This is a genomic window from Candidatus Limnocylindrales bacterium, assembly GCA_035559535.1.
Lineage (GTDB): Bacteria > Moduliflexota > Moduliflexia > Moduliflexales > JAUQPW01 > JAUQPW01.
This window is the reverse complement of record DATMBG010000042.1, coordinates 20972-41635: the sequence shown is the minus strand read 5'-3', so window position 1 is coordinate 41635 and position 20664 is coordinate 20972. Positions and strand designations below refer to the sequence as shown.

General features: G+C 46.5%; 15 protein-coding genes. 2 read left to right on the top strand and 13 right to left on the bottom strand.

What is annotated here, in order from left to right:
- Window positions 1–299: 299 nt before the first annotated feature.
- Window positions 300–1157 carry a deoxyribonuclease IV gene (gene nfo / locus VNM22_15125; protein ID HWP48495.1) on the top strand — a complete coding sequence of 286 codons (858 nt, stop codon included), beginning with the start codon at window positions 300–302 and terminating at the stop codon, window positions 1155–1157.
- On the opposite strand, the gene dnaK is transcribed toward nfo, so the two are convergent.
- Window positions 1150–3069, bottom strand: a complete 1920-nt coding sequence (gene dnaK, locus VNM22_15120) for a molecular chaperone DnaK (protein HWP48494.1) — start codon at window positions 3067–3069, stop codon at window positions 1150–1152. The genes nfo and dnaK overlap by 8 nt on opposite strands.
- A 365-nt stretch (window positions 3070–3434) precedes the next feature.
- Here dnaK and VNM22_15115 point away from each other — a divergent pair, with 365 nt between their 5' ends.
- On the top strand, window positions 3435–5186 hold the full coding sequence (locus VNM22_15115; GenBank protein ID HWP48493.1) for a tetratricopeptide repeat protein: 1752 nt from the start codon (window positions 3435–3437) through the stop codon (window positions 5184–5186).
- A gap of 519 nt (window positions 5187–5705) precedes the next feature.
- Here VNM22_15115 and hxlA read toward each other — a convergent pair.
- The 12 genes from hxlA to VNM22_15055 form a co-directional block, all read right to left on the bottom strand.
- Complete coding sequence (hxlA, locus tag VNM22_15110) at window positions 5706–6347, bottom strand: 3-hexulose-6-phosphate synthase (protein HWP48492.1); 642 nt, start codon at window positions 6345–6347, stop codon at window positions 5706–5708.
- Between the two features lie 251 nt (window positions 6348–6598).
- Window positions 6599–6922, bottom strand: a complete 324-nt coding sequence (erpA, locus tag VNM22_15105) for an iron-sulfur cluster insertion protein ErpA (GenBank protein HWP48491.1) — start codon at window positions 6920–6922, stop codon at window positions 6599–6601.
- Window positions 6923–7083: 161 nt separating this feature from the next.
- A complete protein-coding gene (trxB, locus tag VNM22_15100; GenBank protein HWP48490.1) occupies window positions 7084–8007 on the bottom strand; it encodes a thioredoxin-disulfide reductase in 924 nt (307 codons plus the stop codon).
- Window positions 8008–8165: 158 nt separating this feature from the next.
- Complete coding sequence (locus tag VNM22_15095) at window positions 8166–10622, bottom strand: ATP-dependent Clp protease ATP-binding subunit (protein ID HWP48489.1); 2457 nt, start codon at window positions 10620–10622, stop codon at window positions 8166–8168.
- 329 nt (window positions 10623–10951) lie between these two features.
- Window positions 10952–11434, bottom strand: coding sequence for a peroxiredoxin (locus tag VNM22_15090; GenBank protein HWP48488.1), 483 nt, complete (start codon window positions 11432–11434; stop codon window positions 10952–10954).
- 243 nt (window positions 11435–11677) lie between these two features.
- Window positions 11678–13687, bottom strand: a complete 2010-nt coding sequence (locus tag VNM22_15085; GenBank protein ID HWP48487.1) for a (Fe-S)-binding protein — start codon at window positions 13685–13687, stop codon at window positions 11678–11680.
- A gap of 74 nt (window positions 13688–13761) precedes the next feature.
- The gene (locus VNM22_15080; GenBank protein ID HWP48486.1) at window positions 13762–14283 is read right to left on the bottom strand and encodes an NADH-quinone oxidoreductase subunit I; all 522 of its coding nucleotides are present in this window, start codon (window positions 14281–14283) and stop codon (window positions 13762–13764) included.
- Window positions 14284–14476: 193 nt separating this feature from the next.
- Window positions 14477–15514, bottom strand: a complete 1038-nt coding sequence (nuoH, locus tag VNM22_15075; GenBank protein ID HWP48485.1) for an NADH-quinone oxidoreductase subunit NuoH — start codon at window positions 15512–15514, stop codon at window positions 14477–14479.
- Between the two features lie 126 nt (window positions 15515–15640).
- Window positions 15641–17260, bottom strand: a complete 1620-nt coding sequence (locus VNM22_15070; GenBank protein HWP48484.1) for a molybdopterin-dependent oxidoreductase — start codon at window positions 17258–17260, stop codon at window positions 15641–15643.
- 86 nt (window positions 17261–17346) lie between these two features.
- Entirely contained in the window at window positions 17347–18624 is a 1278-nt protein-coding gene (nuoF, locus tag VNM22_15065; protein HWP48483.1) for an NADH-quinone oxidoreductase subunit NuoF, read from the bottom strand.
- A gap of 99 nt (window positions 18625–18723) precedes the next feature.
- Complete coding sequence (locus tag VNM22_15060; protein HWP48482.1) at window positions 18724–19242, bottom strand: NAD(P)H-dependent oxidoreductase subunit E; 519 nt, start codon at window positions 19240–19242, stop codon at window positions 18724–18726.
- On the bottom strand, window positions 19239–20582 hold the full coding sequence (locus VNM22_15055; GenBank protein ID HWP48481.1) for an NADH-quinone oxidoreductase subunit D: 1344 nt from the start codon (window positions 20580–20582) through the stop codon (window positions 19239–19241). The genes VNM22_15060 and VNM22_15055 overlap by 4 nt, the downstream gene beginning before the upstream one ends.
- Window positions 20583–20664: the final 82 nt, after the last annotated feature.

Below are 20664 nucleotides of genomic sequence, written 5' to 3'. Positions count from 1 at the left end.
CCCATCTTTCTCCCTTTCATTTAAAGAAATCCTAAAAGCAGGCGAATGGTTACGGTAAGACAAGAAAAAATTAATTTTTTTTGTCCATGAAGTGAGTATAATCCTGTTGGATCTTTGGGAAATTTTTTGTGGAAGATTAAAAACTGGATTTGCTTATCTGTTTTGTGGATGTTAAGTTTAGTAAAGTGAAATAATCTTTCTCAAGGGGAGGGGATCCGGCCCTGAAGGGTTCGGAGTACTTTGGGTTCAGACTCCGATTCGGTTTCTAAGGGTGGATCTATGGGAGGAGGGACTCCAGGGTGAGTGAGTTACTCGGTGCGCATATGTCGATATCCGAAGGGCTTTATAAGGCCTTTCTGCGGGGAAAAGAAGTGGGATGTACGACGATTCAGATTTTTACGAAGAATTCCAATCAATGGAAAGTTAAAGATCTAACCGAGGAGGAGATCTTAAAGTTTAAGGAGGCCCAAAAAGAAACCGGGATTAGCCCGGTGGTGGCCCATGATTCCTACTTGATTAATCTGGGTTCTCCGGACCTGGAGCTTCTTCAGAAGTCTCGAGAAGCTTTTCTTATTGAATTGAAGCGATGTGATCAGTTGGATATTCCTTATCTGGTCATGCATCCCGGGTCCCATGTGGGAGCCGGAGAGTCAGAGGGAATCAGACGCATTGCAGAATCTTTAAATTGGGCTTTGGAGAAAACCCCGGGATCTCGGGTGATGATTTTGTTGGAAAATACGGCGGGGCAGGGAACTAATTTGGGTTATCGGTTTGAGCATCTCGCCGAGATTTTGGAACAGGTGGAAGAGAAGCCCCGGTTTGGGGTTTGTCTGGATACCTGTCATCTTCTGGCAGCCGGCTATGATATTCGCACCGAACAGGGTTATCAGAGAATTTTACAGGAGTTGGATGGGATGGTGGGTTTATCCCGAGTCAAAGCCATCCATGTCAACGATTCTAAAAAAGGGCTGGGTTGCCGGGTGGATCGGCACGAGCATATTGGAGAAGGGTGTTTAGGACTGGAAGCCTTTCGATGCTTCCTGAAAGATGAACGTTTCAAAGAGGTTCCTAAGATTTTGGAGACTCCCAAGGACAAAAAAAAAGAAGCCGAGTCAGACCGAAAAAATCTGAATCGGCTTCGAGCATTACTTACTTAATATCTTCGAACTCCGCATCCACTACGTTATCGCCACCTTTAGATCCACCGGTTGCTCCACCTGGGCCGGGTCCACTTTGGGTATATCCACCGGTTTGCTGTCCACCAGCCTGCCGATACATGGCTTCTGCGAGACGATGAGAAGCCCGGGTCAGATTATCCTTGGCCTGCCGCATACGTGAAACGTCACCGGATTCTAAGGCCCTTTTAGCTTCTGCCAGTGCATCTTCAATGGGTCTGATATCACTTTCCGAAAGTTTGGCCCGGTTTTCATTAAGGAGTCTTTCGGTACTGTAAATGAGGGAGTCTGTCTGGTTTCGAACTTCTACCTCTTCCCGTTTTCTCCTGTCTTCCTCGGCATGGGCCTCGGCATCTTTTATCATTCTCTTGATTTCCTCGTCGGTTAAGCCGCTGGAAGAAGTAATGGTAATCTGCTGTTGTTTACCGGTAGCTAAATCCTTGGCCGAGACATTAACGATACCGTTGGCATCGATATCAAAGGTCACCTCAATTTGGGGGACTCCTCTAGGAGCCGGAGGTATTCCTACCAGATGGAACCTAGCAAGAGTTCTATTATCCCGTGCCATTTCTCGTTCGCCCTGAACCACATGGATTTCTACACTGGTTTGATTATCCGCCGCCGTTGTAAAAATCTCGCTTTTTCGGGTTGGAATGGTTGTATTCCGCTCGATGAGCCTTGTGGTCACACCACCCAGGGTCTCAATCCCCAGAGAGAGCGGAGTAACATCCAGGAGGAGAAGGTCTTTAACTTCTCCGACAAGAACTCCTGCCTGAATAGCAGCACCCACCGCCACCACTTCATCCGGGTTAACCCCTTTATGAGGTTCTTTTCCAAAGAATTGTCTCACCATTTCCTGGATCTTTGGAATTCGCGTAGATCCTCCCACAAGAACCACTTCATCGATATCACTGGGTGCAAGGCCGGCATCCTTCAAAGCCCGTCGGGTAGGTTCTAAGGTTCTCTCCAGCAGATCTGCGACCATCTGCTCAAATTTAGCTCGGGTCAACTTCATATTAAGATGTTTGGGACCTGAAGCATCTGCTGTAATGAAAGGAAGATTAATCTCCGTTTCCATAACCGTGGAGAGATCCATCTTGGCCTTTTCTGCAGCTTCCTTAAGCCGTTGTAAAGCCATTCGATCTTTACTCAGGTCAATGCCGTAATCTTTTTTGAATTCGCTGACCAACCAGTTGATAATCCTTTGATCCAGGTCATCTCCACCCAAATGGGTATCTCCATTGGTAGACTTTACTTCGACTACCCCTTCTCCAACCTCCAGAATGGAGATATCAAAGGTTCCTCCTCCAAAATCGAAGACGGCGATGGTCTCATCTTTCTTTTTATCAAGTCCATAGGCTAAAGCTGCCGCGGTAGGCTCGTTGACAATCCGAAGGACATCAAGACCTGCAATTTTACCGGCATCTTTGGTCGCCTGTCGTTGACTATCATTGAAATAAGCCGGCACGGTGATAACTGCTTGAGTAACCTTTTGTCCCAGATAATCTTCTGCCGCCTGTTTCAGTTTCTGCAAGATCATGGCAGAAATCTCCGGTGGGGAATACTGCTTACCCATAATTTCAACCCGGGCATCCCCGTTGGGAGCTCTCACCACTTTATAAGGGACCATTTTAATTTCTTCCGTTACTTCTTCGTACCGCCGTCCCATGAACCGTTTGATAGAGAAGATCGTATTTTCAGGGTTTGTAATGGCCTGATTCTTTGCAATCCTTCCTACCAACCGCTCACCATCTTTTGTAAAAGCTACTACCGATGGGGTTAACCGGCTCCCTTCCTGATTAACGATAACCGTAGGCTCGCCACCTTCCATAATAGCCACTACGGAGTTCGTCGTTCCTAAATCGATTCCTATAACTTTGCTACTGCTAGCCATGAATAACCTCCTTCCCCGTTTTTACTCGGTGGAAAACTGTTTAGGTCATGAAATGGAAGTATTAGATCCAAAACCTTCCCTACCCTAAAACTTTTGACAATTAATATGATTACAACCTTAATATAATAGTTGAGTCTCTTTTTGTCAATGTTTTAAACGTAAAACTTCCTCCCCCGAACCCTCCAACAGAAAACCAGAATTTGACATTATCTTTTACGTTTTGCTCTTGACAAACTATAAAATTTCTGATACTTAGCGAAAAATGACCTACTCCAAAGCCCGAAAACCTCTGTAGCAAGGGAGATATGACTTTAAGTGAACTCCCTTGACGACAGAAACCCGTAGATTAACCTGTGAGGACCCCTATGAAAACGTTTAATCAGTCCATTAAAGCAGTTTGCTTCTGGATGGTGCTGTTAAGTTTTGCCTCAGGATCTCCAGTTTTTGCCCTGGATGCCTTTTTGAAAACCCAGGTCTCTACTAAAACAAGGCCTGAGCCCGAAATTTCCCAGGTTAATATTGTAAAATTGGATGAAAACATTAAACCGGTTGCTACCCATCTTACCTATGAAGAAGTCCTTAATGTAGAGATTATTCTGGATGCTTCCAAAACTATGTCTGAAATGGACTTACAGGGTCGGACAAAACTTGATGTTGCCAAACATCTGATAACCACCCTTGTTGAGCATCTCCCCAAGCACACCCGGTTCGCCCTGCGCGTAAACGGGGGTCAATACGATAACAATTGCCTGGATACGACCCTTCTGGTCCCCTTTGAAAAAGGAAACGGATCTAAAATATTGGAAACCCTTCCAGGCATTCAACCGAAGGGATTGACTCCCCTTTTTTACTCTATCCGGGATTCCATCAAAGACTTTCAAAACCTGAATGGAGGGAAAGTCGTATTTGTTTTATCCGATGGACAAGAAACCTGTGATATAGGACAGACCGATACCTGCGCAGTAACCTTTGAGAGAGTAGACCAGGCCAGAACAGGGCAGGTTATCCATGTTATCGGAATTAATCCTCCTTCGGAAGATGCTGTGCGCGGATTGAGCTGTATAGCTGTCCGGGGTCACGGAGACTTTTTAAATACCCATACCCATACGCAAGAAGACTTGATCCGCCTTGCCCAAAAAACAGGTCGACTCCGTTACTCCATCTATCAAGTCTTCGAAAATCTGACCGATGTGAAACTTTTGGACGCTGCCATCGGGGACTCTCCCCATATTTTAAAACCGGGAGTTTATCGGTTGGAGATTTCTACCATTCCTCCTTTATCGACCTATTTTACCCTGGATCGGTTGCATAATCTGACCATTGGCATTGTAAATTCCAATGGGGGTCTGGATACTTACGATCGGGCCCATCTGGCTTTAGGAAACTGGTATTACAGAAACGGGCAGACCCGGGAAGCCATGGCAGAATATACTAAAATCTTAAAATTAGACCCTCGCAATGCCGATGCTTATTTAAATATGGCCATTCTTATGGATGAAGTGATAAAGGATAAGGCAAAAGCCATCGAACTTTACCGCACCTATTTAGAGTTGGGAGGCCCCCGCCAGGCAGAGGTCCGGCAGTGGATTCGAAGAGACTTGGAAGCTCTTCAGATCCCGGCACCCCAAGTACCCCGGATTCCTAAACCCGCCACCAAAGAAGAGATGTTGACCCGGTTAAGACAAGAAACCACCGAAAGATCCGGACTCTCCCCTGAAGAGCAGAAAGCTATTACCCTACGGGCGACCCTCTTGTCGACTCATCCGCAAATTGTCTCCTTCAGAAATGAAGATTTGGATAAGGCTACCCTGATAGGAATTAATGTTTTACCCCAGACTACCGATGCAGAAGCTTCCAATCTGGCCATTGAGATAGGAAATCAAATTCAGCAAGAATTAAATAAAACCCCCGGTATCGTCATATTTAGAAATAATGTCCAGGTCGTCGAAGCCCGGTTTAGCGAAACCGAAAAAAGATATATCACCGTCTCTGCAGGAACCTCCCGATCTTCCCCTACCGGTGGTCAATCTCCTACTGGTGGACAGTACCCTGCCAGCAGCCAGCCTCCTACGGGTAGTCAACCTCCGGCCGGTAGACAACCTCAAGCACCGAGATAATCCCATCAGATCCGGTCCCCTTCCCGCTATGGCAAGGGAGGGGGGACTTCCTCCCAAAGTCCCTTCCCTGGTAAGTGGGGGGAAGAACCTACAGGCCGGGATAAGTTGGGAGCCACCCCCTGTTCGCCCCTTGACCGGGGCTTTTCAGCTTATCCTGGCGCTTCTACCCTCGCCGAAATCATCCGGGTCCCCACTTTCCCATACGCGCCAGGATAAGGGTGAGATCTATGAGGAGGGTCTCCTAAATGTCAGACGCGACGTTGTACGGGCGCAAGGCCTTGCGCCCCTACCTTAGGTTTGCAGGGGAAGGAACTTTGAAGGGAAGGTCCCTCCCTTGGGAAACGGGGGAGGGACCGGGTAGGGGCGTCTTAACCTGGCGCGTATACCCCGCTCTCCCCTTCCCTTATAGGGAAGGAGAGTCGGAGGGGCTAGGTTCAGAAAACCTACCCCTGAAAGTTAAGAAACTTACCCCTGGAGGTTCGAGGAGGTCCCGGAAAGCCTGCTTCGATTCTTAAGGATTTATCCCTTGCAGATCGCCTCCTTAATGGTTTCTGCGGCTGCTTTTAGATCTTTAGCCCTTGTTATAAATCCTCCAACCACAATAATGGCAGGACGAAACATCATAAGGTAAGGAATGTCATCCAGGCTAATACCTCCGGCCACAACAAGGGGGAAAGAAACGGCCTGAGAGATAATTTCTAGATCCTGATAGGGAAACTTACCCTTCCTCTGCTCGTCGATTCCGGTTTGTATGCCGATGAAGTTGGGCTTCGTCCATCGAAGGCGTTCTACACACTGGAGTTTATCATGAACCCCAATCAGGTCAATAAGAATTTGTTTGTTCAACAATCTGGCCTGATCTATAGCCGCTTCGATGGTCTCTATGGAAGCGACTCCGCACACGCTCATAATATCGGCACCTGCTTCAAATACAATGCGGGCCTCTAAGTCTCCCATATCCATGGTTTTGGTGTCTGCAAAGATCGGCTTATTCGGAAATTGATTTCGAAGGTGCACAATGGCACTTCGCCCTTCCGATTTTAAGAGAGGAGTTCCTACTTCTAAAATATCCACATAATTCTCGACCTGCCGGGAAATTTCAAGAGCTTCCTGGATGGTGGTACAGTCCAGGGCGATTTGTAATAGGGTCGTATCTCCCATACTCCGCGTACGGTTTTTCGGAATCCAAAGACTACTAAAATTAAAATCTGTGAAACTAAGATGACGATATTAAAGGTATTATTATCAGAGGTAGGAGTAGAAAGGCAAGAAAATTTTCTAAAAACCCGGCCACTCAGCTACAAAGACACGTACCTTTCTCCCTGAAGAGAAAGGCTCCCGGCAACTATGCTCTCCCCTTCGACTTTCAACCCGGGGGTCTTCGTGTCTTTGTGGCTGAGCCCTACAGAGTTTTAAGCCTGAAAAGATTCTCCACAACCGCAGGTGGATTTGGCATTGGGATTATTAATTTTAAACCCAGCTCCCATAAGTCCATCTACATAGTCCAACTCCGATCCAACCAGATAAAGCGAGCTTTTCATATCGATGAAGATTTTAATCCCCTTTGTTTCGAGAACCCTATCCGTTGCATTGGCTTTTTCCTCAAAGTTTAACTGATATTGCAATCCTGAACATCCACCGCCCACAACCCGCATCCTTAATCCGTATCCCGGTTTACCTTGCTGTTCCAGAAGACTCTTGATTTTAGATGCGGCTGCGTCTGTTACGGTTATCATAGACTATCCTCCTCCTTTTTCAATTTTTAAGTGAATAACCTATCATGAAGCCTATAATGACAATATAATCGCTTTCTTCGATAAAGGCAATTCGGACTTACAGGGAATAACCCGGCTTCAGCCGGGAGTCCGAAGCCGGAAAAGCTATTTTCCTGTTGGATTTAAGGTTCGGAGTGTTCCAGGAATTTTTCCACATCCATGGCTGCCATACACCCACTTCCAGCGGCTGTAATGGCTTGTCTATAAACGTGGTCCTGGACATCTCCGGCAGCAAAGACGCCGGGGACACTGGTATGGGTTCCATTTCGGGTGATGATATATCCCTGCTCATCCAGTTCCAATTGCCCGGCGAATAATTGGGTATTGGGAGTATGTCCGATGGCTACAAAGAGACCTGAAAATTTTTTCTCGGTCAATTCTCCCGTTTTAACGTTTCTGATCAAAGCGCCGGTAACCTTACCCAGGTTTTCGTCGAGGACCTTTTCTACAACCGAGTTCCACATGAATTCGATTTTTGGATTTTTAAACGCCTTTTCCTGCATGATTTTAGAGGCTCGTAGTTTATCTCGTCGGTGGATAACGGTCACTTTGGTTGCAAATTTTGTAAGAAAGATTGCTTCCTCCATGGCGGAATCTCCGCCACCTACAACGGCCACCTCTTGACCTCGATAGAAAAAACCGTCACAGGTTGCACAGGTTGTAACCCCTCGTCCCATCAACTTCTTTTCCGATTCAAGTCCCAATAGCTTTGCGGAAGCCCCTGAGGCGATGATCAGGGATTTAGTTTCGTAGGTGTTTTCTTCCACCTGGATTTTAAAAGGTCTTTGAGAGAGGTCTACCCCGGTCACATCTTTCCGAATCAACTCTGCGCCGAACCGTTCTGCTTGCTTGCGCATATCTTCCATCAACTGGGGGCCTAAAATACCTTCAGGAAACCCCGGAAAATTTTCCACCATGGTGGTTAACATCAGTTGGCCTCCCGCTCCATATCCTTCAAAAACAAGGGGGTTCAAATTAGCTCTGGCGGTATAAATAGCTGCTGTGAGTCCCGCTGGGCCGGATCCGATAATAATGACGTTTCTCATTATTTTGAATGGCCTCTACTTTACTAAGCTCAATATGAGTATCCCTGCTCACATCGATTTTAGTAAAGTAAAAAAATAGGTTCAAGAATCCGTTAAACGTAATAGGGGCGGGTTTAAGCCCGCCCCTATTATAGGAGATGGTATTTAACAACGGTCTTTTAGATTCCCTTTTCGATAACTTCCAATTTTTCCTCGGTTTTAGAAGGTTCTTCGATAAATCCAAGCTTATTTTCCTCTTCCACAACCACGCGAACAACCGTCTCTTCTTTAAATCGACCTTTTAAGACTTCTTCGGCCAAGGCATCTTCCACATACTTTTGGATCACGCGCCGTAAAGGTCGTGCTCCATAGCTTGGATTGTATCCTTTATTGGCCAGCCATTCTTTTGCCTCAGGTTCAAGCACCAGCGTAATTCCCTTCTTCGCAAGTTGGGCATTAACCTGGCCGATCATAATATCCACGATTTGATTAATATGCTCTTTTTGTAAGGTATGGAAGGTGATTACCTCGTCGATTCGGTTCAGGAATTCCGGGTTAAAGACCTTTTTTAACTCCGAGGTCACCAGCTCTTTCATCTTTTCATAGGTCACCTCTTCATCCTGCTGATGGAACCCTAAAGAAGTCCGCTTTTCGATCATTCGCGCTCCCACGTTAGAAGTCATGATGATGACCGTATTTTTGAAATCTACAACATGTCCGATACTATCGGTCAACTGACCATCTTCTAAAACCTGGAGCAGGATATTGAAGACATCCGGGTGCGCTTTCTCGATTTCATCCAGCAAGATAACCGAGTAAGGTCTACGCCGAACCTTCTCTGTGAGCTGCCCGCCTTCATCGTATCCGATGTAACCCGGAGGGGCTCCAACCAATCGGGATACCGAGAACTTTTCCATGTACTCCGACATGTCGATTCGGATCAAAGCCGCTTCACTGCCGAAGAGGAATTCAGCTAAGGCTTTACTCAATTCAGTTTTTCCTACCCCTGTAGGTCCGAGAAATATAAAGGAGCCAACCGGTCGTTTTGGATTTTTGAGTCCGGTACGGGAGCGTCGAATGGCCTTGGCGATTGCTTTAATGGCTTCATCCTGTCCCACCACGCGCTTATGAAGCTCTTCTTCCATATGCAGGAGTCGCTCGGTTTCGGTCTCTTCCAGTTTATAAAGCGGGATTCCGGTCCACTTGGAAACCACATGGGCTACATCTTCTTCTGTAACAACAGGGGTGATTTTCTCTCGATTTTCCCGCCAGTTCACCTTCATGGTTTCCAACTTAGCCCGTAGCTGACGTTCTTTATCCCTTAGCTCTGCCGCTTTCTCAAAATCTTGTTCCAGGACCGCGCTCTCTTTCTGCATATTCACCTGTTGAATCTCTTCCTCGAGCTCCTTAAAGCTAGGTGGGTACATGTAACCATGAAGTTTCCGTCTGGAACTGGCTTCATCGATCACATCAATCGCCTTATCCGGGAAAAATCTATCGGTTATATACTGTTCGGACAGTCGAACCGCCGTCTTAATAACTTCATCGGGGATCTTGACCCGATGGAAGCTTTCATATTTTTCCCGTAGGCCTTTCAAAATACTGATGGTTTCTTCCGCCTTCGGAGGATTTACAATCACCGTCTGGAAACGTCGTGCCAGAGCTCCATCTTTTTCGATATACTTACGGTATTCATCCAGAGTTGTAGCCCCAATACACTGGATTTCCCCTCGAGATAAGGAGGGTTTTAGCATATTGGAAGCATCAATGGAACCCTCGGCGGCACCGGCTCCGACCAAGGTATGAATCTCATCGATGAACATAATAATCCGGTCAGAGCTTTTGATTTCTTTCATAACGGCTTTTAGCCGTTCCTCAAACTGACCTCGATACTTAGTTCCTGCAACCAGAGCAGCCAGGTCTAAGGTGATCACATGCTTGTTGAGGAGAATTTCCGGTACCGTTCCATTGACGATTCTCTGAGCCAGTCCTTCCACAATAGCCGTTTTACCGACTCCGGGTTCTCCTAATAAAATAGGATTATTTTTCGTTCGCCGGCTCAGGATCTGGATGACTCGTTCCGTTTCGTCATCCCGCCCAATGACCGGATCAATTTTACCTTCTCGGGCCAACTGCGTAAGATCTACACTGAAATGTTTAAGTACTTTAAATTCTTCTTGTTCTTTTGTAGTTTCTTGAGGAGTTCCTAAAAGCCATAAAATCTGTCTTTTTAGTTTCTCCTCAGTTATCCCAAAATCCCTGAGGACCTTAGCAGCCAGGCTATTTCGCTCCTTTTCGAGCCCTAATAACAAATGCTCTGTACCGATATAATTGTGGCCTAGTTGACGAGAAGCCTCTATTGAAAGCTCTAATACTTTCTTAGCAGCAGGCGTAAAGGGTATTTCACTGAGCGAGGGTGCTTCTTTACCCCTGACCAATCGGCTTTCGATTTCCTGTCGCAGCCGATCGGGGTCTACACCTAGTTTTTGCAGGGCTGCTATGGCAATCCCTCCCCCTTCTCGAATAAGGCCTAGCAAGAGATGCTCACAGTCTAAACTATCATGTTTAAGACGACTGGCCTCATCTCTGGCTAAAATAATCACTTTACGTGCTCGCTCTGTAAATCTGTCGAACATCGGAACCTCCTTATAAATTTTTAACCCATTGTCACGCAGAGACCCTTTTTTATTTAATAACTCATTAAACCGAGTTCCGGCGAATTTTATTCGCTGATGATAGGAATCATCGTATAACGCTTTCCTATTGATAATATACGAGAATACCGATTAAGAATCAAGAACTTTTAGTCCTCGACTATTTGCGGGGGAATCCCTTTTCAGAAAAATCCTTTTCCACCCCCCTTCCCCCCGAATTCACCCGGTCTGGTTTAAACTATCGGTAAAAAGATTTATCCCACGTAAGGAGTTTAAAATTCAAAGGGGGACCTGCCCGGGTATACTTCCGACTAGAGTTTTTTCAACACCTCGAAAATTTCAGCATTATCCGGCTGGTCCCCGATGGGGTGGATATCGATATATCGAATAATTCCTTGCTTGTCAATGACAAACAGGGCTCTCTCACATATCCCCTCTTCCCTTAAGATTCCATATTTAAGGGCAACCTGACCATGGGGCCAGAAGTCGCTCAGAAGTGGATAAGATAACCCACCCATGCTTTTCGCCCAATTCTCCAGGGAAGGTACATTATCCGTGCTGATACCCAGTACCTGGGTGTCATACCTGCTAAACTCGGCCAGATCTTCCTCGTAAGCAGGCATCTGGGCACTTCAAACCTTTGTAAAGGCCGCAGGAACAAAAGCCAGGAGTACGTTTTTCTTCCCTCGATAATCCTTCAGACTGATATTCTTTCGCTCTTGACCTTTTCCGGCAGTTTCACCCGTGGCCGGAAGGGTAAAGTCCGGTGCTTCATCACCGACCTGTAATCTCATAGTTGCTCGCATAATGATTCTCCTTTTCAACCTAAATCCGGAGATTACGGAACAAAGATCTACTTCTTCCCATTTCGCGATCTTGGATCCGTTATCTACCTCTTTACCTTCTAAGCCTCTTAGCTCTTAGTCGGTACCTTACGTGGGATTTTTAAAAGCCTTAAACCTCCCACCTGAACCTTAGGAGAAATCCCTTACCTCCCCTTCACGAAAAAGAGTATCTGACCGGGAGTAGAGATTTTCTTAATCCATTTCTATGGATTCACTCAATAACTGAACCAGGTCAACGGTTTTCAGGGACTCTTCTTTTCCAATTTGTCTGACCCCATCCCCCAACATGATAAGGCAGAAAGGACAGGCGGTTCCGAGTACTTCTGCTTTAGATTCTACCACTTCTTCTATCCGGGCCAGGTTAACCCGGGTTCCCTGGTTCTCTTCCATCCACATACGACCTCCTCCCGCTCCACAGCAAAAACTGTTTTTCCTGTTCCGCGGCAATTCCACCATTTTAGCTCCAGGGATTGCCTGTAAAATTTTTCGAGGGGCTTCATAAATGCCATTATGCCTTCCCAGATAACATGAATCGTGATAAGTCACGGTTTTTTCCAACGCCTTCGTAGGTTTGAGTCTCCCTTGTTGAATCAAATCGGCTATAAACTGCGTATGGTGGACGACCTCATAATTTCCTCCGAATTGAGGGTATTCGTTTCTTATAGTATTAAAACAGTGGGGGCAATGCGTCAATATTTTCTTGACCTTGTATCGGTTTAAAGTTTCAATATTGGATCGGGCCAGCATCTGAAACAGATATTCATTTCCAATTCGACGGGCCGATTCCCCAGTGCAACCCTCTTCATTCCCCAGGATGCCAAACTTCACCCCGGCCTTTTTGAGTAACTGAACCACCGAGCGCGCTACCTTCTTGTTTCGATCTTCAAAGGCTCCGGCACAACCTATCCAATACAAAATTTCTACCTCTTCCTCCTCGGATAGCTGTTTAACTCCCAATTCCTTTGCCCAGTCTGCCCGGGAGTCCGGACTTAAACCCCAGGGATTACCGGTGTTTTCCATATTTCTAAAGGTAGTTTTTGTCTCTTCCGGGAATCGACTCTCCATGAGAACCAGATGGCGACGCATCCCCACAATGCGGTCGATAAACTCGATAAAAAGAGGGCATTGTTCCTCACAGGCCCCGCAGGTTGTACAGGCCCAGAGAACATCTTCATGAATCACTCCCCCGGCCAAGGGGAGTTCTAACTCTTCTTCCCCTCCGTTCCTCCGATTCCAGGTCCCCAGAGAATCCTTTTGGTAAATGTACTCGCGCAGATCCTCATTGATCTTCTTGGGATTCAAAGGTTTTCCCGTAAAGTGGGCCGGGCAGGCATCCTGACAACGGCCACATTCTGTACAGGTGTAAATATCCAGGATATTTTTCCAGGTAAGGTCCTCAAGTTTGTGGATCCCAAAAGTCTCTGCGTTTTCAAGGTCAAGGGGTTTGAGAGCGTTCTTGTGGAAATTTCTAAAAAACACATTGGGTAAGGAGGTAATGACATGGAAATGTTTAGAAAGGGGCAGATAATCCAGGAAGAAGAGGAGAACTCCCAGATGAAGCCACCAGGCAGTTCCCTGTAAAACTTGAAGGGTAGTTTCCTGTAATCTCCATCCATTAAAAAAGCTGGCCAGAACGGCTCCAACGGGAGATCTGGTATTTTCATAACCCTGTAAAGCCGTTTCAGCCCCATGGAGGATGAAATCGGTTACCATGAGAGTTCCGATCAGGGTCAATATCAAGACGGCATCCCAGGACCGGGTAATTCGCGGGGGACGGAGTACCGCCCGACGATAGGCAGCCGCCAGAACCATGACCAAAACCAAAACCTCAAAGATATCCCGCACAAAAGCGTAAGAAGCTCCCAATCGGGTCTGGGGACTCAAATAAGGCAAATGAAATCCTTGCACGAAACCGCCTCCTATCATATGGATCGTATGGATGGATACAACCAAAAATCCCCAGAAAATAAGGGCGTGGAGAACCCCCGCCAGGAAATACTTCCCTTTGAAAAGACGCTTCTGTCCGAAAACGTAAATAAGGGTTTCTTTGATTCTTCGGCTTATTTCATCGAAACGATTCTCGGGTTGTGCCCGGCGCATTAAATCATAACGCCGATAGAGAAGATAGGAAAAGATTCCTATGGAAACTGCCAATAGAAGGCAGAAAAAAATGAAACCCAAAAGACTTTGTGTTGGATGCATAAAATTTAGTAACCCCTCTTTTTTAAAAAGCCGGGAACTTTCTTTTAGGACTTCTTCCTACTCAACTAAAGTCGTTAACCTTGTGAGGTTATTTTCATAGGTTCATGGGCCAGCAATCTTTCCATGGTATAGATCATGTCTTGACGGGTATAGGCCGCAAATTCCAGTATTCCTGTATCCATCCGAATGGCATCTTCTGGACAGGCTTCGACACAGTAGCCACAAAAGATGCACTTGCCCAGGTCGATATCGAAGCGGGCAGGTCGCTTCTCGATATCAGGATTCGGATGCTCAGCAGCGACAATATAAATGCATCGGGCCGGACAAATGGTTTCACACATCATACAGGCAACACAACGTGGGGTTCCATCTGCCCGTTTTACCAGACGATGTAAACTCCGAAGTCGAGGAGATAGGGGTCGACGTTCTTCAGGATACTGGATGGTGACGGTTTCATCATCCTTTACAGGCCTTCCTAACAAACGGGCGATATGGCCTTTCATGTTTTTAAAGAAATGACGGGCCGTAACCTTCAAACCTTCATAAATTTGCGGGATATAAAGTTGCTCCCAAAAAGTCAATTCTTCTTTCCTCATAGAAATTTATAACCTACTCAACAGGGGTGCCTTCACCCATCTCTGAATCCCAGGATTCCTTGGTTTCATCGGAAATATGTTTGATAATGAAACAAGATCTCCAGGATATTCTTGAAATTTTCATCTGTGCAACCAGATTGCCAATTTTTAATACCTCTTCCTAAAGAAAATTAAAATTTTTTAAGACCTCTTTTTAGTTCCATAACAGGATTACCAATCCTGTGACGAAGATATTGGCCAGGGAAAGGGGAAGCATCATCTTCCACCCGAGTTTCATTAATTGATCGTATCGGAACCTTGGAAGGGTCCACCGAATGAGCATGAAGAACCAGCAGAAGAAGATCACTTTTAACGTAAAAGCCAGAACCTGTAAAATAACGATAGTCAGGCTATTTCCATGGACATAGGGAATTTGCCATCCACCAAAAAACAGAGTGGTCATCAAGGCCGCTGCCAGGACCGTTTCGACAAAATCAGTCATGAAGAACATCCCAAATTTCATCCCACTATATTCGGTGAAGTAACCGATAATTTCCGACTCTCCCTCTGGAAGATCAAAGGGAATCCGCTTGGTTTCTGCAATGATGGCAGTCATGAACAGCAGACACGCCAGAGGTTGTGTAATGACCCCCCATTTGGGGATAAAACCCCAAAGAAGCTCGCCTTGTCTTCGGACAATTTCCTGGAGATCCAGGGAATTATAGACCATGATAATTCCCATGATGGAAACACCCATGGTGATTTCATAGGATATCATTTGTGAGGAAGCTCGTAGTCCTCCCAGAAGGGAATATTTATTGTTGGAAGACCATCCGGCTAAAACAACTCCGTAAACTCCCATGGACATCATGGCAAAAATGTAAAGGATCCCCACATTCAGATTGGCGATTTGCAGGTTAATTTCCTTTCCATCCAGGATCAGCACATTACCAAATGGAATTGCTGCGAACGCGAGCAGGGCAAAGAACAGCGACGCAAAGGGAGCCAAGGTGTGTAAAACTTTGTTACCACCTTCCGGTATAAAATCCTCTTTAAGGATCAATTTAGCCGCATCTGCCAGGGGATGAAAAAGTCCAAAAGCTCTAATCCCCAGAATGGATGCACGATTGGCCCCAATCCGGTCTTGCATGACCGCACTCTGTTTGCGCTCCACCCAGGTCAATAACCCTGCCAGGTTCAAGACTCCGAAGAGAACAACGACAACCTTAATGACTTCAATAGCTAAATCCATTTCTATCTAACCAAGGGTGTGGGAGTATGGGGTGTTGAAGTACAAAATAAATACTTTACTTTCCACACTTCCACACTCCCATACCCCCATACTTCTCTACTCCCACACTTCCACACTCCCATACCCTCAGACTGTTGCGAGCTTTGCACCCTGACTGCCGATTACCTTATAACTCAACCCGTTAAAAGCAGGAATCACCGTTGCGATTTCTTCGAAGATTTCCCGGGCGGATTGATAAGGATAAGAAAATCCCATCAACCTGGCCAGTTTAATGATGATTTCCCAATCCGGTAAGGATTCTCCTAAAGGTTCCACGGCTTTGTAGATCCGTTGAACCCGACCTTCAAAGTTGGTAAATGTACCATCTTTCTCCGCATAGGTAGCGGAGGGTAGGATGACATGGGCGTATTGTCCGGTTGGATTCAGATTACTTCCCTGGAAAACCAGTAACTCCAGGCGAGAAGCGATCTCTTTAATTTTTTCTTCTCCAAAGAAGTTGGTTAGATCCTGTCCGAAGACATACAAAGCCTTGAGTCTGCCCGTACCGGCTGCTTCCAGCATATTTTCCACATTCAAAGAGCCTTCTCTGGCTCCCAACCCAAGCTCTTCAGCCCCCCGGGTGTTAGGGTTCTTGTCGGCTTTGATCAGAAAATCATCTTCGTACCCTTTCTCTTTCACAGGAACCTTAAAATCCACGTGGGGGAGTCTGAGGTCTTCCACAAAGAGCTTTCGGATGAGGTAGAGATCTTCGTTGGTTAACTGAGGAGATGCGATAACCCCAATACTTTCGGTTCCGTAGGTGGTAAGAATCGACCGAAGGGTTGAAGCCACCTTATCCAGTACTACTTTCCAATCTGTTTCCACCAGAACTTCTCCTTCTTGCAGATAAGGCATTTGAATCCGGCTTTTATCATCTATAAATTTGTAGCCATAGCGTCCTTCATCGCAGATCCACCATTTATTGACCTCGGGGTTAAAACGTGGTTTTATTCTTAAAACTCTACGTCCTCCGGCGTGGTGGGCGCGTTGAACGTTATAGTGGATTTCAATGTTGCAGCCCCGACTACATCCGGGGCAGATGGATTCCTGTTTATCCAGATACCAGACCCGGCACTGGAACCGAAAATCTCGATCGGTTAAGGCTCCGACTGGACAAATATCTACTACGTTTCCGGAGTATTTATTGTTCAACTCTTTACCCGGGAATATGGTAATTTCCGAGTGATCTCCCCGGTTCACCAGGGCCAGCTCATAGGTTTTGGTTATTTCACTGGTAAATCGGACGCAGCGGGAACAGAGGATACAGCGTTCTGAATCCAGATTAACCCAGGGTCCGATCGGGGTGGCTTTGAAGTGTTTACGAACTTTATTTTCCATGAACCGGGAGTTATACAATCCGTGTTCCATATAATAAATTTGAAGCCAGCATTCACCGGCCTGATCGCAAACGGGACAATCTACCGGGTGATTAATCAATAAAAATTCCAGGATAGCCCGCCTGGCCGCTTTCACCTTCTCACTGGTCGTATGAACGACCATTCCATCCGCAGCCTGGGTATAACAGGAGATCTGGAGTTTAGGGGACTTTTCAATCTCCACCAGGCACATCCGACAGTTTCCGGCTATACTGAGTCCCGGATGGTAACAATAGCGAGGAATTTCGATTCCCAGTTTTTCGGCTGCCTGGATAATCGTTGTTCCCTTTTCAACAGTGATTTCTTTTCCGTCAATGGTTAATGTGGGCATAAGAGAACATGAACCCCGAGGAACCTGAAGAAGCAGGCAGGGGAAAAAAGTCTTTCTGCCGATGGACCCTTCCGGTTCTTCGTGGGTTATGTCTTTAAAATATCACACTTTCTTTCCTTGGCGTGGTATTCGAACTCGCTTCGGAACTTTTTCACAAAACTTTGAACCGGCCAGGCTGCCCCATCTCCGAAGGGGCAGATGGTATTACCTGCGATATTATCGGCTACTGATTTAAGGGTGTCTGGATCTCCAGGACGGCCTTCCCCGTGGACCAGTCGGTGTAAAATCTTAGCAATCCAGCCGGTTCCCTCCCGACAGGGGGTACACTGACCGCAGGATTCATGGGCATAGAATTTAGCAAGGACATAGAGCGCCTTGACCATACAGGTATCTTCATCCATGACGATTACGCCCCCCGATCCCCCCATGGTTTTTGCGGCCATGAGGGAATCAAAATCCATTTTCACATCGATTTCATCGGCGGTTAATACCGGTGCGGAAGAACCTCCCGGTATAACGGCTTTGAGTTTTTTTCCACCTGGAATTCCCCCGGCATGGTCGTAGATAATTTCCCGCAGGGTCACGGTCAGAGGTAATTCATAAATCCCGGGTCTGTTGACATGGCCGCTTACACTAAAGATTCGGGTTCCACCGCATTTGGGAGCTCCCTGGCAGATATTGGCAAACCAGGCTGCCCCATTTTTCATGATATGGGGTAATTGGGAAAGGGTTTCTACATTGTTCACGACGGTGGGGCATTTAAAAAGTCCAACAATAGCCGGAAAGGGGGGTTTAAGTCTGGGCCACCCTTTCTTTCCTTCCAGGGATTCCAGTAATCCGGTTTCCTCTCCACAGATATAGGCCCCTGCACCTCGATGGATGATCAGGTCCAGATCGAACCCTTTTCCCAGAATATTTTTCCCCAAAAATCCATGTGCATAGGCTTCTTCAATGGCATTTTGGAGAATTTTCGCGGGCTTTACGTATTCTCCCCGAATATACACGTAGGCCGTATGGATTCCCACGGCGTAAGCAGCAATGACGGCTCCTTCGATAAGCATATGGGGGGCTTTTTCAAGGAGGTATCGATCTTTAAAGGTTCCCGGTTCCCCTTCATCGGCATTAATCACCAAATACTTGGGCTTTGGAGAATCCTTGGGAACAAAACTCCACTTCATTCCGGTTGAGAAACCGGCTCCTCCCAGTCCGCGCAGGTTGGATTTTTTTACTTCTTCAATCACCTGATCCGGTGTAAATTCTTCCAGTGTTTTTTTCAAACCCTCGTAACCACCGCACCGGATGTACCCCTCGATCTTGTGAAAATCCGGAACCCCAAAGTTTTTAGTTAAAACCAGTTCAGCCATCCCTGAGAGGCAGGAAACTTGAGGCGAGAGGCTGGAAAATCGAGCTTCCGGTCTCTCGTTTCAAGTCTCCGGTCTCAAATGTCAAACGAGGCGTTTGACCTACCTCAAGTTATCCAAAATTTCATCAACCCTGGCTTCTGTAAGATAGCCATAGTAGTCTTCGTTGATCTGCATCATAGGAGCCATTTCACAGGCACATAAACATTCTACGGTGGTCAAAGTAAATTTCTTGTCAGGCGTGGTCTGTCCGACCTGAATTCCCAGCTTTCTGGAGATGTAATCGACGATTTTCTCACAACCCCTCAGGTTACAAGAAAGATTGGTACAGACCTGGATCCAATACTTTCCGGTAGGCTCCTTTTTAAAGAGGGTATAAAAGGATACAACTTCATGGACGGTTGTAACCGGCAGATTCATCAGCTTTGCAACGTATTCTTGAACCTCCAGAGAAAGATAGCCAAACTCCTCCTGAGCCAGATGGAGTACCGGAAGTAAAGGCGCTTGCGTACCCGGTGGATAGAGGGTCAAGATCTTTTCAAATTTGGCTTTAGCCTCCGGGGAAAACGAAATAGAGGGTTTTACGGATTTATCTTCGGTAGAAATCTCTAACAAGCTCATCGATCCAATTCTCCTCCAATCATGTTAATAGACCCGAACGTGGGAATAATATCGGCAACCATGCCGCCATTGATCATCTTAGGGAGGGCTGCGGTTAATTGAAAACACGGAGGTCGGACCCGTACGCGGTACGGTTTATCGGTTCCATCACTGATGATATAAAACCCCAACTCTCCATTGGCTCCTTCCACAGGGAAATAAACTTCCCCTTTGGGGGGTCGGATTCCCCACCCATCCATAATCAACATGAAGTGATTCATGAGTCCTTCGATATTGCCGTAGGTTTCTTCCTTGGGAGGTAAGACAACCCGTTTTTCGTTGGCATTAATGGCCGGATAGACCTTTTCCTCGGATCCTTCCAAATTGGGTGAAAGGGAAATCTCCGTAATAAGGAGATCTTTAGTTTGTCCCAATTTGGCTCGATCGACCATATCCGCTGGTTGTATCAAAATCTCCCCCCGGTGATCCACGTTGATAGGTCCTGAAGGTATCTGTTCCAAAGCCTGCTCTACAATTCGCATACTTTGTTCCATTTCTGCCATGCGAACCAGGTACCGGTCGTAATTATCCCCGTTGGAACCCAGGGGAATTTTAAAGTCTAGCCTGTCGTAAACCAAATAAGGATTGGCTTTTCGTACATCATACTCCACCCCCAAGGCTCGAAGGAGAGGGCCTGTAAACCCATAACTGATGGCATCTTCTTTGGAAATGACACCCACTCCTTTCATTCGGTCCATAAAAATGCGGTTCCGTGTGAGAAGCTTGTCGACCTCATCCAGGATTTCCCGGACCTTTGCAAAGGCCTGTTTCGTCCTTTGGGCAAATCCTTCCGGCAGGTCTGCCTTTACGCCACCTACCCGGGTGTACGAAATGGTCAATCGAGCTCCGGTCACCGCTTCGATAAGCTCATAGAGGAGCTCCCGGGCTTTGATCATATAAAGAAAGGCCGTAAAGGCACCCAACTCCATGGCAGAGGCTCCGATACAGGTCAGGTGATCTGTAATCCGGGAAATCTCACTCATGATAACCCGGATATATTTACATCGCTCGGGGACCTCTATTCCCAGAAGTTTCTCCACCGCCAGGGCGTAGCCTACATTATTAATCAGTGGAGACACATAATTTAACCGGTCCGTATAAGGAATTACCTGGTTGTAGGTACTGTTTTCTGCATGTTTCTCAAAGCACCGGTGGAGGTATCCGATCTCTACCTCGGAATTGACCACCGTCTCCCCGTCCAGTTCCAATATGATACGGATAATCCCATGCATGGCCGGATGCGAGGGACCCATGTTTAAAAACATATGTTTTGTCTTAAGTTCTTTACTCAGATCTGACACACCTATAAGTCCTGAGTCCTGAGGATTGAGTAGGGAGTACTCAGTGAAGCTTTTCTCTCAGCACCCGGTACTCAACCTTCAG

What these genes read in the sequence shown, in the direction of transcription:
- dnaK (HWP48494.1), bottom strand. Translation starts at nt 3,069, where the DNA reads ATGGCTAGCAGTAGCAAAGTTATAGGAATCGATTTAGGAACGACGAAC.
- VNM22_15115 (HWP48493.1), top strand. Translation starts at nt 3,435, where the DNA reads ATGAAAACGTTTAATCAGTCCATTAAAGCAGTTTGCTTCTGGATGGTG.
- hxlA (HWP48492.1), bottom strand. Translation starts at nt 6,347, where the DNA reads ATGGGAGATACGACCCTATTACAAATCGCCCTGGACTGTACCACCATC.
- erpA (HWP48491.1), bottom strand. Translation starts at nt 6,922, where the DNA reads ATGATAACCGTAACAGACGCAGCCGCATCTAAAATCAAGAGTCTTCTG.
- trxB (HWP48490.1), bottom strand. Translation starts at nt 8,007, where the DNA reads ATGAGAAACGTCATTATTATCGGATCCGGCCCAGCGGGACTCACAGCA.
- VNM22_15095 (HWP48489.1), bottom strand. Translation starts at nt 10,622, where the DNA reads ATGTTCGACAGATTTACAGAGCGAGCACGTAAAGTGATTATTTTAGCC.
- VNM22_15085 (HWP48487.1), bottom strand. Translation starts at nt 13,687, where the DNA reads ATGCATCCAACACAAAGTCTTTTGGGTTTCATTTTTTTCTGCCTTCTA.
- VNM22_15080 (HWP48486.1), bottom strand. Translation starts at nt 14,283, where the DNA reads ATGAGGAAAGAAGAATTGACTTTTTGGGAGCAACTTTATATCCCGCAA.
- nuoH (HWP48485.1), bottom strand. Translation starts at nt 15,514, where the DNA reads ATGGATTTAGCTATTGAAGTCATTAAGGTTGTCGTTGTTCTCTTCGGA.
- VNM22_15070 (HWP48484.1), bottom strand. Translation starts at nt 17,260, where the DNA reads ATGCCCACATTAACCATTGACGGAAAAGAAATCACTGTTGAAAAGGGA.
- nuoF (HWP48483.1), bottom strand. Translation starts at nt 18,624, where the DNA reads ATGGCTGAACTGGTTTTAACTAAAAACTTTGGGGTTCCGGATTTTCAC.
- VNM22_15060 (HWP48482.1), bottom strand. Translation starts at nt 19,242, where the DNA reads ATGAGCTTGTTAGAGATTTCTACCGAAGATAAATCCGTAAAACCCTCT.